Here is a 12,718-nt window from a genome sequence, read left to right as displayed (position 1 = left end):
GCGTCACCCTACGCGCGCGAGGCGGTGTGGGTGGCGGCGGGTAGCGTCGAGCGCATGGCCAAGACCGATGCACGCTTCCGCTGCTCCGAGTGCGGATGGCAGGCGGCCAAGTGGGTGGGTCGCTGCGGCGAGTGCCAGCAGTGGGGAACGGTCGAGGAGGTCGGCGCGGCCGCCGCCGACCGCGTGAAGGCCGCGAGCATCCCGGCGAGCAGGCGCGCACGACCCATCACCGAGATCGACGTCTCCGACGCCCCGCGCTGGGCGAGCGGCATCGGCGAGTTCGACCGCGTGCTCGGCGGCGGCATCGTGCCCGGCGCCGCCATCCTGTGCTCCGGCGAGCCCGGCGTCGGCAAGTCGACGCTGCTGCTCGAGGTCGCCAGCCGCGCCGCGCAGTCGGGCAAGCGCGTGCTGTACGCGAGCGCCGAGGAGTCGGTGGCGCAGGTGCGCATGCGCGCCGAGCGCACGGGCGCCATGCACGAGCGCCTCTACCTCATCGCCGAGACCGACCTGTCGCAGATCCTCGGGCAGATCCAGGCCGTCGAGCCCGAGCTCGTCATCATCGACTCCGTGCAGACCGTCGCGAACGCCGACAACGACTCGATCGCGGGCGGCCCCAGCCAGGTGCGCGACGTCGCCAACGCGCTCACGCGCCTCGCGAAGACGACGGGCATCCCCGTGCTGCTCGTCGGCCACGTGACGAAGGAGGGCACGATCGCCGGCCCGCGCGTGCTCGAGCACCTCGTCGACGTCGTCACGCACTTCGACGGCGACCGGCAGTCGGCGCTGCGCTTCGTGCGCGCGACGAAGAACCGCTTCGGCCCCACCGACGAGATCGGCTGCTTCGAGATGACGGGCGAGGGCATCGCCGAGGTGCCCGACCCCTCAGGGCTGTTCCTGTCGCGGCAGACGGCGCCCGACTCCGGCTCCTGCGTCACCGTCGCGCTCGAGGGGCGCCGCGCGATCCCCGTCGAGATCCAAGCGCTCGCCGTCACGTCGTCGACCCCCAACCCGCGTCGCGTCGTCAACGGCGTCGACTCGTCGCGCGTCGCGATGCTGCTCGCCGTGCTCGAGAAGCGGGTGGGGCTGCGGCTCGCCGACCGCGACGTGTACGTGTCGACCGTCGGCGGCATGCGCCTGCACGAGCCGGGCGCCGACCTCGCCATCGCCCTCGCGATCGTGTCGTCGGTGCGCGACGTGCCGCTGCCCGCGCGCCTGGTCGCGGTGGGCGAGCTGTCGCTCGCCGGCGAGATCCGCCCGGCGACCGCGGCGCGCAAGCGCGTCGCAGAGGCCCGCAGGCTCGGATACGAGCACGTGCTCGACGACAGCGCCGTGCACCTGCGCGGCGCCGTCGAGACCATCACGCTGCTCTCCGACGCGCTGCGGCAGCCCGCGGGCGTCGCCGAGTTCTAGCGGCGGGGGCGCGCCGCTGCCAGGCCCAGCGCATCCATGGGCGCACGTGACAGGGTGGGCGCGCACGCAGAGAGGAGCACGATGCACGAGTCCCGCAGGTTCCCGTGGCACGTCGTCGTCGCCGCGGTCGTCGCAGCCGTCGTCGCGGTGACGGTGCGCGCGCTGCTGTCGCCGCTGCAGCTCTTCACCGTCGTCGAGTGGGGCGTGTCGATCCTCATCGCCCTCGTCGTCGGCCTCGTCGCCGCCAACGTCGTGCTCGCACGCACGCGCAGCCGCCGCTGACGCATCCGGCGGCGGCCGCGCACGCCGTCAGTCCTGCACGCCCTTCGCCACCACCTCGGTGTCGATCATGCCCGTCGCGACGCTCGCATCGAGGGTCTCGCCGCGGAAGAAGCCCGGCTCGCGCACACGCTGCACGATCATGACGACGGCGCCCAGCACGAGCACCACGACGCCGAGCACGAACACGAGTCCGAGCCCACCGATCGAGGATCCAGACCCGTAGTCGGGATCCATCGAGTCGACGAGCGTCGTCACGAACAGCACGCCCAGCACGACGCCACCGACGAGCGGGAACACGAGCTGGAAGCACGCGTTGCGGAACGACTGGAACCAGGTGGTGCGGAAGTACCAGACGGTCGCGAACGCCGTGAGGCCGTAGTAGAAGCAGATCATCATGCCGAGGGCCGTGATCGTGTCCCACAGCACGTTCTCGCTCACGAAGCGCATGACGGCGTAGAACGCCGATGCGACGAGCGTCGCGTACCCGGGCGTCTTGAACCTCGTCACCGCCGCGAACCGCCTCGGCAGCGCCCGGTAGTGGCCCATGGCGAGCAGCGTGCGCGCCGGGGAGACGAACGTCGACTGCAGCGACGCCGCCGACGACGACAGCACCGCGAGCGACACGAACGCGGCGAGCGGCCCGAGGATGGGGCCGGCGAGCGCGAAGAACACGTTGTCCTGGATGTCGGGGTTGCCGAGGCCGAACTCGCCGTCGCCCGTGCCCGCGAACGCCAGCAGCGCCATGGTGAGCAGCAGGTACAGCGCGACGATGATGACCACGGTGATCGTCGCCGCCCGGCCCGGCGTCCGCTCGGGATCCTTCGTCTCCTCGTTCATCGTGAGGGTGACGTCCCACCCCCAGAAGATGAAGATCGACAACGACAGCCCTGCGACGAGCGCCGACACCGAGTCGACGGCGAACGGGTCGAACCACGACAGCGACACGGGCGTCGCATCGAACCCGGTGCCGTTCGCGACGTGCACGAACGCGGCGATCGCGAACACGACGAGCACGAGCACCTGGAAGCCGACGAGCACGTACTGCACCCGCTGCGTCGTCTGCATGTCGCGGTACGCGATGAACGTGGCACCCGCCATGAACGCGAGGCACGTGACCACGTTGATGAGCGGGTTCGTCGCGAGCTCGGCGATCGACGACTGCCCGGTGAGCTGCGCGATGAGCAGATAGAGGAAGTCGACCGCGATGCCCGCGAGGTTCGACAGCACGAGGATCGTCGCAGCGATGAGACCCCAGCCGGCCATCCACCCCACGTAGGGGCCGAACGCGCGCGTCGCCCACGTGAACGACGTGCCGGAGTCGGGGATGACGCTGTTGAGCTCGCGGTAGCCGAACGCGACGAGCAGCATCGGGATGAAGCCGAGCACGATGATCGCCGGCGCCTGCGAGCCGACGGCGCTGACCGTCGGACCGAGCGCTGCCGTGAGGGTGTAGGCGGGGGCGATGCAGGAGATGCCGATGACGACGGCGCCGATCAGCCCGACCGACCCCTTCGCGAGGCCCTTCTGCGCCACCTTGGCGACGGCGTGCTCGGTCGTCATGGTCACTCCTCGAGGGTCGTCGCGACGTCGGCCGCAGCCGCCCAGCCGGAGCGGATGCCCCCGTCGACGTGCTGGAATCCGAGGCCGGCGAAGTCGCTGCACGCCCAGTGGATGGGGCCGACGGGCGTGCGCTGGTCGGCGCCGTACCTGCTGAGCCCACCGAGGTCGTAGGAGGCGCCGTACGCGCCGCGCGTCCACTCCTCGGTGCCCCAGTCGCTCTCGTAGTAGACGACGGGGTTCGCAGCCTCGGGGCCGAAGTACTCGGCGAGGTCGGCGAGGATGCGCGCCTTGCGCTCCTCGGGCGACAGCGAGAAGGCGCCGTCGGCGTGCTCGTCGGAGACGAAGCCGACGAGGGTGCCCCGGGCGTCGTCGTGGTTCGTGTTGTCGTACGCCTCGTGCACGAGCCGGTAGGGGCTGAAGGCCGTGCCCGAGAGGCCGTCCTCGCGCCAGAACGGGCGGTCGTAGACGGCGTGCACCTTGATGACGAGGCCGAACGACAGGTGCTGGTGCAGCTGGTGCTGCCTGCGCGGCAGCGGCGGCTGGAAGTCGATGCGGGCGAAGAGCGTCGGCGGCATCGCGACGATGGCCCGGCGGGCGCGCACGACGACGCGGTCGGAGGTGACGACGACGCCGTCGGCCGTGTGCTCGAGCCTGCGCACGGGGGTGCCGGTGCGCACGCGGTCGCCGAGGTGCGCGGCGAGCGTGAGGGGCACGCGCTGCAGGCCGCCGACGACGCGCTTGTCGAGGATGAACTCCGAGTCGACGAGGTTCGAGAACGACCCTGCGGAGGCGGCCATGAGCACCGCCTGCAGCGCGCTGAACGCGTGCGCGGGCTTCGTGAGCATCGCCTCGCCGATGAACATCGCGATGTGCCTGCAGGCGACGGCGTCGCTCGACTGCTGCGCGAGCCAGTGCTCGAACGACACCGTGTCGAGCTCGCGTGCACGCGGATGCGCCCAGGGGGCGTCGGCGCCGATCTCGTCGACGAGCTCGTCGAGCAGCGTCGTGAGCCGCTCCATCTCGGCCACGGTGCCTGCTGCGACCGGCAGCTGCTCGCCCGTGAACCGGATGCGCTCCCCAGCCTCGGTCACGTAGACGCTGTCGCCATCGCGGTACCGCGAGAACGTGTCGAGGCCGAGGGCGTCGATCGTCTCGAGCAGCGCCGTCTGGTCGGGCGACACCCACTGGCCGCCGAGCTCGAGCATCGCGCCGTCGATGGTCTCGGTCCAGAGCCGGCCGCCGACGCGCTCGCGCGCCTCGAGCACGACCACGTCGTGCCCTGCCTCGACGAGTCGGGTCGCGGCGGAGAGCCCGGCGACGCCGGCTCCGATGACGACGACGTCGACGTCGACGTGCTCGATCTGCTGCGGATCGGTCATCCCAAAGGCTCCTTCACGGTGGATGTCGTCGCAGCATACGCCGATCCGCGACGGATTCGGTAGCGATGGGCGTCGACTCGTCACGCGTTCGCGTCCATGGGGTCCGCAACCGGGCGTCGTAGCCTCGCGGCATGCCGATCCCGAGCCGCACGCGATGAGCGTCGATCTCGGCATGCTGCTCGTCGCGCTGCTCATCGTCGGAGTGCTTGCCGGAGCGATCATCGGCTGGGTGCTGCTCGTCTCGAGCGACGGCCCGCGCATGCGCTTCCCCGGCGCTCGCGTGCTCTGGCTGGCCTTCTTCGTCACGGCGCCGGTGCTCGCGTGCATCCTGTGGGTCGTCGTGCCCAGGATCGAGGATGCGCGCGACCGTCGCGCTGCACCGGAGCGACCGCGGCGGTGGGCGCGGCCTCAGGAGCCCGCGAGCGGCGAGACCCCGGGCGACGACGAGCCGCGGGTGATCAGGAGAGGATGATCTGCTGCTCCGACGCGCTCGGGACGCCCGAGACCGTCACCGACAGGTGGTAGCTCGCGCCGCCCGCGACGACCTGGTCGCGAGGGGATGCGCACGTCTCGGGCGACGACGCCGTGCGGTCCCACGTGATGGGGAGCGTGCGCTGCGGCACTCCGGGGGCGAGCTCGACGATCTGGTCGACCTGGTCGACGGGGCAGTCGTTCGAGCGGTACACGACCTGGTCGCCCGTGCGCACCTCGTACGACTGCTGCGTCGTACCGACGTTGAGCCTGCACGGGTCGCCGGAGACGTTCTGGATCTGGAACGACATCTGCACCTGCTGGCCGGCCGCGTACGTGACCGCGTCGGTGATGGGCGTCACCATGATCTGCTCGGCGGTGCAGGCGGCGGAGCCGTCGCCATCCTCGGGGATGCCGCCGATGGGCGTGTAGCGATCGGTCGACGTCGGCGACGGCAGCGGGGACACGGAGGGGGTCGGCGTCGCCGTGGCGCTGGTCTCGGGATCGGCGGCAGGCTCGGCCGCACCCTCCCACGGCCGCCACATGAGCGCGACCGTCACGAGCGCTGCGACGATGAGCACCGCGAGCAGCGCCATCGTGCGTCGACGACGAGCGACGGCCTGCCGCCGCCTTCGCTCCCTGTCCGTCGCCACCAGCCAAGGGTAGGCGGCGATGCCGCGTCAGAGCCGCTTCACCATGCGGGTGTTGCCGAGCGTGTTCTGCTTCACGTGCGCCAGGTCGAGGAACTCGGCGATGCCGTCGTCGTTCGAGCGCAGCAGCTGCTGGAACACGTCGGGCGGCACGACCTCGTCGGCGACGGCGTCGAAGCCGTGCCTGGTGAAGAACGCCGTCTCGAACGTGAGGCAGAACAGGCGCGTGAGGCCCAGGTCGAGCGCACGCTGCTGCAGCGCCTCGAGGATCGCGTGGCCCACGCCCGCGCCGTGCACGTCGTCGGTGACCGCGATCGTGCGGATCTCGCCGAGGTCCTCCCACATGACGTGCAAGGCGCCGCAGCCGACGACGCGGCCGTCGACCTCCGCCACCACGAACTCCTGCACCGCCTCGAAGAGCGTCACGAGCTCCTTGCCGAGCAGGATGCGTCGCTGCACGTACGGCTCGATGAGGTCGCGCATGGCGCGGACGTCGCTCGTGCGGGCCTGTCGGACGCTGACGGATGCCATGCATCCACGCTAGCCCCGGCGGGATGCGGTGGCCGACACGAGGGCACGAGTGCGGGTGGGGGCTCCCTTCGAGGCTCGCACCTCACGGAGCGGTTCGAGGGAGCGGACGACGAACGGAAGTGGCGACCCCCCTTCGAGGCTCGCACCTCACGGAGCGGTGGAGGGGGTCGGCAGGGGCTGGCGCAGGCGGGGCGAGTGCTAGCGTCGCGGCATGCGTGGCGGGGACAGGATCGGCGCAGCGCTCACGGCCGCGCTCACCGCCTCGGAGACGCCGCCTCCGCCCTCGACGCTCCTCCACATCGCCGCGGTGGCGATCGGTGCGGAACGGTGCGAGCTGCGACTGGGCACGAAGACGCTGAGCTGGAGCGCGCGCGACGCGCAGAGCCACGGCGACGACGCCACGCTCGTGCTCGGGTCGAGCCCCGACGTCGTCGCGACCGTCGCACCCGCGCACGCGATGCCGTCGCCAGCCGCATGGCAGCCGCTGCTGCTGCTGCTCACGCCGTACGCGGCCGAGGACGCGACCTGGCACGCCAGACGCAGGCAGCAGGAGGCCACCGAGCGCATCGACGACGGCCGGTGGCGCGCGTCGGCCGACATGGAGCACGAGCGTCGCCGCCTCGAGCGCGACCTCCACGACGGCGCGCAGCACCATCTGGTGGCGCTGCGCATGGCGATCGCGCTCGCCGACCACCTGCAGCACGAGCCCGGCGGCGACGCACGGCTCGCCGCGCTCCGCGAGCAGCTCGACGCCGCGGAGGCGCTGCTCATCGCGACCGCGAGGGGCGTGCTGCCCAAGGTGCTCGCGAGCACGGGCCTGCAGGGGGCGCTGCGCGCGCTCGACGGCGCCGACGTCGTGGTGCGCGCGGAGATCCCTCGGCTCATGCCCGCCGTCGAGTCGGCGCTCTACTACCTCGCGCTCGAGGCCGTCAGCAACACGCACAAGCACGCCCGCGGCGCGGGCATCGTCGTCGAGGCACGACTCGCCGACGGGCGAGCGATCGTCGAGATCACCGACGATGGGCCCGGCTTCGTCGTCGGCGAGGACGTCGGCGGCCTCGCCTCCCTCGCCGATCGCATCGAGGCCATCGGCGGCACGCTGCAGGTGCGCTCGGCTCCCGGTGCGGGCACGAGCGTGATCGCCTCCGTGCCCTGCTGAGGACACGACCCGATCAGCGCGCGAGCAGCCCCTCGGCGCTGCGCTGCAGCACCTCGGTGGCCCTGCGGCCCGCGCTGCCGAGCCCCGGCCTCCCCGCCACCTGCTGCCAGTGCGCGAGCGCGGCGAGCGCGGCGGCCCGGACGTCCGCCTGCGCCGCATCGGCAGGCAGCCCGAGCCTCGTGTGCGCCTCGCCGCCCTCGGCGCCCGCGAGTCGCGCTGCCGCGGCGTCGACGAACGCGGGCGCCGTGCCGCGCGCGACGTCGTCGAGCAGCGCGTCCTCCGCGAGCTCGTGCGCGTCGGCGCGCAGCGCGTCGATCTGCCAGCGCAGCGCTGCGGCATCCTCGCCGGCAGCGCGCTCGGCGAGCCGCTCGAGCACGCGGCGCGCGGCGACCACGGGCGCCCTGGCCGCGAGCGCCGCGACGGCCTCGGCCGGCGCGACGCCGTCGCGGAACAGCAGCTGGCCGCGCCCGAGCCCCTCCGCGAAGTCGGCGCGTGGCGCGAGCGCGCACACGACGGCGTCGACGACACCCCAGCGACCCTCGGGCGAGCCGATCTCCGCCGCGAGGGCCGAATCCGGCGCCGCGTCGCACAGCAGCGTCTGCACGCCGGGCATCGGCGCCGGCAGCGGCCCCTGCACCACGAGCAGCGCGACCGGGGCCTCGAGCGCGTCGCGGCAGGCCTCGAGCTCGTCGTCTGGCAGACCAGCCGTCTCGACGAGCGACGCGACCCTGCCGTGCACGGGCCGTGTCGCGATTTGCCGGTTGCCGATGGGCAACGACGTCACCTCGCTGCGATCGGGCATCGTCACCGTCACCTCGACGCGGCCCCCCTCCCCGTGCGCCTGCACGACGAGCGCCCCGCCGAGCGAGGCGATGCGCTCGGCGCTCGCGACGAGCGCGCGGTCGATCGTCGCAGCGTCGAGCGACCCGACGCCGACGACGGTGGCGACGAGTGCCGCGTCGCGCCGCAGCGTGACGGCCGCGGGAGCACCCGAGCGCGCCATGGCTCCCAGCGCGGCGGCGACGGCGTGGTAGAAGCCCGACTCGATGTCCCACCCCGCCCTGCGCCCGAGGTCCCCGGCGACCTCGACGCGGACGGGCAGCGCCGCCGCGAGCTCGCGCAGGGTCTCCTCGACGCCCCGCTCGGGCAGCATGGCGGGGAACACGCCGCGCACGGCGTCGCGCAGGTCGTCGATGAGCTGCTCCGCGAGCGCGTGGACCGCTGGCCACTCGAGGGCGTTCGCCGGCTGCGCGAGCATGCCGCGCAGCGCGGCGAGATCGTGCACCGTGGCCGTCGTGATCGTCTCGACGAGCCGGATGCGCTCGCTCTCGCGCACGCGAGCCGCCCGCACCTGCGCCCGCTCGGCCTCGGTCTCGCGCTGCACGGCGTCGCGCCGCGCGCGCTCGAGCGCCCGCATGCTGCGCGCGGCGCGCACCGTGGCACCGAGCCACACGCACGTCTCGTCGAGCAGGCGCCTGCGACGCGCGGTGCCGAGATCCGGGCGGGGCCGGATCTCGAGCACGCCGACGCCGGGCACGGGATGCCGCTCGGCATCGGCGTGCTCGGCGGCGACCCCCTCCCCGTCCCAGGCTGCGATCTGCTGATGGTGGCCGTCGTCGAAGCGTCGCAGCAGCCGCAGCCGCGGCGCCGGCCGCCCACGCACCGCGACTCCGCGGGCGAGGTTCTCGAGCAGCGCGGGCACGAGCGCCTCCTGCGGCGTGGAGGCGACGAGCTCGGCGACCTCCCGTGGCGCTGCCCGCGCCGTCATCGGCCCGTACCGTCTGCCTTCTGCGCCTGCAGGTAGCTCAGCACGGCGAGCACCCTGCGGTGATGCATCGTGGCGTCCTCCGGGATGCCGAGCTTCACGAACATCGAGGCCACGTGCTTCTCGACGGCCTTGACCGAGACGAAGAGCTCCTCGGCGATCGAGCGGTTCGCGCGCCCCTCGGCCATGAGCCGCAGCACGTCGAGCTCGCGTGCGCCGAGGCCGCCGATCGCGCCGTCGCGATGCTCGCCGATCTCGACGAGCCTGCTGGCGAGCACAGGCTCGATGACGATCTCCCTCGCCAGGATGCGATCCAGCGTGTCATTGAGCATCTGCACGCCCGCGATGCGCTCCTTGAGGCGATAGCCGATGCCCTCGGTGCCGATCGAGAGCATCGTGCGCAGGTAGTGCGACTCGGCGTAGTGCGACAGCAGCAGCAGCCCGACGTGCGGATGCCGCGACCGGATGCGCGCTGCGGTCGCGAGCCCGCCCTCCTCGCCGGGGGGCATCCTGATGTCGAGCACCGCGATGTCGACGTCCTGCTCCTCGAGCGTCGCCAGCAGCCGATCGCCGTCGTCGTGCGCGGCGACGACGTCGTGGCCAGCCGCACCCAGCAGCATCACGAGACCCTCGCGGAACAGCGTGCCGTCGTCGGCGATCGCCACCCGCATCGATGCCTCGCCTCTCGAGCCGACCTCGCCCCCGCTGCGACGGGTGCCTCGCGCCATGCTACAGCGGCCGTAGCGACAGCGTGACTCGAGTCGTCGCCATGATCGCGTCACATGGGTCGTCTATCGTCTGCTCCGTCCGAGTGCCATCCTCGAACCAGGAACTGGGAAGGGACCCATGCGATACTCCATCGGCGTCGACCTTGGTGCGACCTCGGTCGCCGTCGCGATCGGCGACGATCTCGGCACTCGGGCCGCACCGCTCTCGCCGCTGCTCGTGGAGCCCTCGGTCGCGTTCTGCGCCGCCGACGGCACGATCCTCACCGGTCAGGCTGCGCTCGATGCGGCCCAGGACGACCCGACGCGACTCGTGCGAGGGTTCAAGCGACGGCTCGGCGACCCGACCCCGATCGTCGTCGGCGGCGTCGGCATCGCACCGGAGGCGCTCATGGCCGCGCAGCTGCGCGACGTCGTCGCGCAGCTCACCGAGCAGCAGGGCGAGGCGCCGCAGCGCGTCGTGCTCACGTGCCCAGCCGCATGGGGGCCGTACCGCCGCGAGCACCTCGCGCGGGTCGCTGAGCTCTCCGGCGTCGCGATCGACGAGATCGTCACCGACCCCGTCGCGATCGCGACATCCGTCTCTCGCGAGCGGCGTCACGCGGAGGGCACGATCCTCGCCGTCTTCGACCTCGGCGGCCGCACGTTCGACGCCACGGTGCTGCGCGTGGGCGCCGACGGCCTCGAGGTGCTCGGCAGCCCCGAGGGCGTCGAGCACCTGGGCGGCGACGACTTCGACGACGCCGTTCGCGGCCTCGTCGACCAGCGCGTCGGGGGCCGCATCTCCGCGCTCGACGCCGCAGACCCCGACGACGCCGCGACGCTCGCGGCGATCGAGGTCGCGTGCACGAACGCGAAGGAGGCGCTCTCGGTGCGCGACGAGACCGTCGTGCGCCTGCCGCTCGAGGGCGCCGACGATCCGCTCACGATCACGCGCGCCGACCTCGAGCGCAGCATCCGTCCCACGGTCGGCCTCGCGGTCGCCGCGCTGCTGCGCACGATCGACTCGGCGGGCATCGACGCCGACGCGGTGTCGACCGTGATCCTCGCGGGCGGCTCGTCGCGCATCCCGCTCGTCGCCGACGAGGTCGCGAGCGCCGGCATGCCCGTCACGGCGACGCACCACCCGAAGTTCACCGTCGCGCTCGGAGCTGCCGAGCGCGCACGAGCGCTCGACACGTCGGCGAGCACGGCTGCGACGGGCGCCGGGCTCGCCGACGACGAGCGGTCGCCGATGGCACCGGCGCTCGCGACCACCGGACGCACGTCGCGGCGTCCAAGGCTCCGCCGCGGCACGGCGATGATCGCGGGCGTCGCCCTCGCGGCGATCGTGGTCGCGGTGATCGTCGTGACCACCGTGCTCGGCCGCGCAGGCGGCGTCGACGCCGCGAGCCCCGGCACGCAGGCGCAGACGGGATCGAGCGCCGAGGCGAGCACGCCTGCGAGCGCACCGCCCACCATCACGGCGTCTCCTGGCTCGCCCGAGTCGCCGGATGCGCTGGAGGCGACCGTCGCCTCCCCCATCCTCACGAGCGGCAGCTCGACGGCGGGCCTCGGCTGGTTCGTGCAGTCGAACGACTCCGGCACGTTCGGCGTGACGCCGATGGAGGAGGGCGAGGCGTCGCGGCCGCAGCTCACCGTGACGCAGTCGGAGGCCGGGCTCAGGGCGCAGTGGCTGCGCGGAGGGCCCGCGCAGCTCTACGCGCAGACCGTCGAGGGCCCCATCGACCTCACCGAGATCGCCGCGGAGGACGGCGCGCTCGTCTTCGACGTCACGCACAACGCCGGCACCGCAGAGCAGCTCGCGATCGCCGTGCACTGCGGCTACCCGTGCGGCGGCGCGGTCGACATCACGGAGGCGATCAACGGCATCGCCCAGGGCGGCACGCAGCACGTCATCATCCCCGCCGAGTGCTTCACGGTCTCGGGCCTCACGCCCGAGGCAGTCGACACGCCGTTCCTCGCCCTCGGCACCGGCGACGTCGATCTCACGTTCGCCGAGATCCGCTGGGAGAACCTCGCGGGCGCCGATGCGGCGGCCGTGCGGTGCGACGCATGACCAGCACGTAGGGGCACCCCTACCCGCGGCCTCGGGATGACAGCCCGAGCGGGGGGATGAGCCCAGAGACAGCGCTTCCGCGCGGTCGGACGATCGAAGCAGACGTCGACCGAGGGAAGGACTGGCTCATGGCCATCACCGAAGCACCGACCGCGACCACCGCGACGACCGCATTCGACGAGCTCGTCGCCACGCACCGGCACGGCCTCGTGCGCTACGCGACGACGCTCATGAACGGCGACGCCGGGGCGGCGGAGGACGTCGTGCAGGAGACCCTGCTGCGCGCGTGGCGCCACCTCGACCGCCTCACCGAGCAGCAGGGATCGGTGCGCGGCTGGCTCACGCGCGTCACCCACAACCTCGCCATGGACCAGCACCGGGCTCGCCGCGCGCGTCCCACCGAGATCGCGTGGACGGAGTTCGACGCGGAGCGCGCCGCCTCGCCTGCAGACACCGCACGCGAGGTCGAGGATCGCGCGCTCGTGACCGAGCTGCTCTCGCACGTCTCGCAGGCGCACCGCAGGACGCTCGCGGAGGTCTACCTCGCCGACCAGACCGCCGCGGCGGCCGCCGTGCGGCTCGGGGTGCCCGTCGGCACCGTGAAGAGCCGCGTGTTCCACGCGCTGCGCACGATGCGCTCGCAGACGACGGCGCTCGCCGCCTGACGCGCGAGCGCGCACGCCGATGCCCGCCAGGATGGCTCCTGGCGGGCATCGTCGTCTGCGCG

General features: G+C 72.9%; 12 protein-coding genes. 6 read left to right on the top strand and 6 right to left on the bottom strand.

Features of this window, described 5'->3' with window-relative positions:
- Window positions 1–54: 54 nt before the first annotated feature.
- Both radA and ACZ6H8_RS07415 read left to right on the top strand, forming a co-directional pair.
- Window positions 55–1,410 (top strand): DNA repair protein RadA, encoded by a 1,356-nt coding sequence (gene radA, locus ACZ6H8_RS07420; protein WP_464145972.1) that lies wholly within the window; start codon window positions 55–57, stop codon window positions 1,408–1,410.
- A gap of 81 nt (window positions 1,411–1,491) precedes the next feature.
- The gene (locus tag ACZ6H8_RS07415; RefSeq protein ID WP_464145970.1) at window positions 1,492–1,692 is read left to right on the top strand and encodes a hypothetical protein; all 201 of its coding nucleotides are present in this window, start codon (window positions 1,492–1,494) and stop codon (window positions 1,690–1,692) included.
- Window positions 1,693–1,719: 27 nt separating this feature from the next.
- Here the strand turns inward: ACZ6H8_RS07415 and ACZ6H8_RS07410 are convergent, their stop codons facing one another.
- Together ACZ6H8_RS07410 and ACZ6H8_RS07405 are read right to left on the bottom strand one after the other, a co-directional pair.
- Window positions 1,720–3,252 (bottom strand): APC family permease, encoded by a 1,533-nt coding sequence (locus ACZ6H8_RS07410; RefSeq protein WP_464145968.1) that lies wholly within the window; start codon window positions 3,250–3,252, stop codon window positions 1,720–1,722.
- A gap of 2 nt (window positions 3,253–3,254) precedes the next feature.
- Window positions 3,255–4,631 carry a flavin monoamine oxidase family protein gene (locus tag ACZ6H8_RS07405; protein ID WP_464145966.1) on the bottom strand — a complete coding sequence of 459 codons (1,377 nt, stop codon included), beginning with the start codon at window positions 4,629–4,631 and terminating at the stop codon, window positions 3,255–3,257.
- A gap of 154 nt (window positions 4,632–4,785) precedes the next feature.
- Here ACZ6H8_RS07405 and ACZ6H8_RS07400 point away from each other — a divergent pair, with 154 nt between their 5' ends.
- Entirely contained in the window at window positions 4,786–5,103 is a 318-nt protein-coding gene (locus ACZ6H8_RS07400; RefSeq protein WP_464145964.1) for a hypothetical protein, read from the top strand.
- Here ACZ6H8_RS07400 and ACZ6H8_RS07395 read toward each other — a convergent pair.
- Window positions 5,090–5,755, bottom strand: a complete 666-nt coding sequence (locus ACZ6H8_RS07395) for a hypothetical protein (protein ID WP_464145962.1) — start codon at window positions 5,753–5,755, stop codon at window positions 5,090–5,092. The genes ACZ6H8_RS07400 and ACZ6H8_RS07395 overlap by 14 nt on opposite strands.
- Before the next feature lie 27 nt (window positions 5,756–5,782).
- Entirely contained in the window at window positions 5,783–6,283 is a 501-nt protein-coding gene (locus ACZ6H8_RS07390) for an amino-acid N-acetyltransferase (protein WP_464145960.1), read from the bottom strand.
- 211 nt (window positions 6,284–6,494) lie between these two features.
- Between ACZ6H8_RS07390 and ACZ6H8_RS07385 the strand changes: the two genes are divergently transcribed.
- On the top strand, window positions 6,495–7,442 hold the full coding sequence (locus ACZ6H8_RS07385) for a sensor histidine kinase (protein WP_464145958.1): 948 nt from the start codon (window positions 6,495–6,497) through the stop codon (window positions 7,440–7,442).
- A 13-nt stretch (window positions 7,443–7,455) separates the two neighbouring features.
- Here the strand turns inward: ACZ6H8_RS07385 and ACZ6H8_RS07380 are convergent, their stop codons facing one another.
- Complete coding sequence (locus ACZ6H8_RS07380) at window positions 7,456–9,210, bottom strand: sensor histidine kinase (RefSeq protein WP_464145956.1); 1,755 nt, start codon at window positions 9,208–9,210, stop codon at window positions 7,456–7,458.
- Complete coding sequence (locus ACZ6H8_RS07375; RefSeq protein WP_464145954.1) at window positions 9,207–9,878, bottom strand: response regulator transcription factor; 672 nt, start codon at window positions 9,876–9,878, stop codon at window positions 9,207–9,209. The genes ACZ6H8_RS07380 and ACZ6H8_RS07375 overlap by 4 nt, the downstream gene beginning before the upstream one ends.
- 175 nt (window positions 9,879–10,053) lie before the next feature.
- On the opposite strand from ACZ6H8_RS07375, the gene ACZ6H8_RS07370 reads away from it, so the two are divergent.
- Both ACZ6H8_RS07370 and ACZ6H8_RS07365 read left to right on the top strand, forming a co-directional pair.
- Window positions 10,054–11,991, top strand: coding sequence for an Hsp70 family protein (locus ACZ6H8_RS07370; RefSeq protein WP_464145952.1), 1,938 nt, complete (start codon window positions 10,054–10,056; stop codon window positions 11,989–11,991).
- A 128-nt stretch (window positions 11,992–12,119) separates the two neighbouring features.
- On the top strand, window positions 12,120–12,656 hold the full coding sequence (locus tag ACZ6H8_RS07365; protein WP_464145950.1) for a sigma-70 family RNA polymerase sigma factor: 537 nt from the start codon (window positions 12,120–12,122) through the stop codon (window positions 12,654–12,656).
- Window positions 12,657–12,718 lie beyond the last annotated feature (62 nt).

This window comes from Agrococcus sp. AC640b (assembly GCF_979255995.1).
The sequence above is the reverse complement of the archived record's forward strand: the minus strand, read 5'-3'. Positions and strand labels throughout refer to the sequence as shown.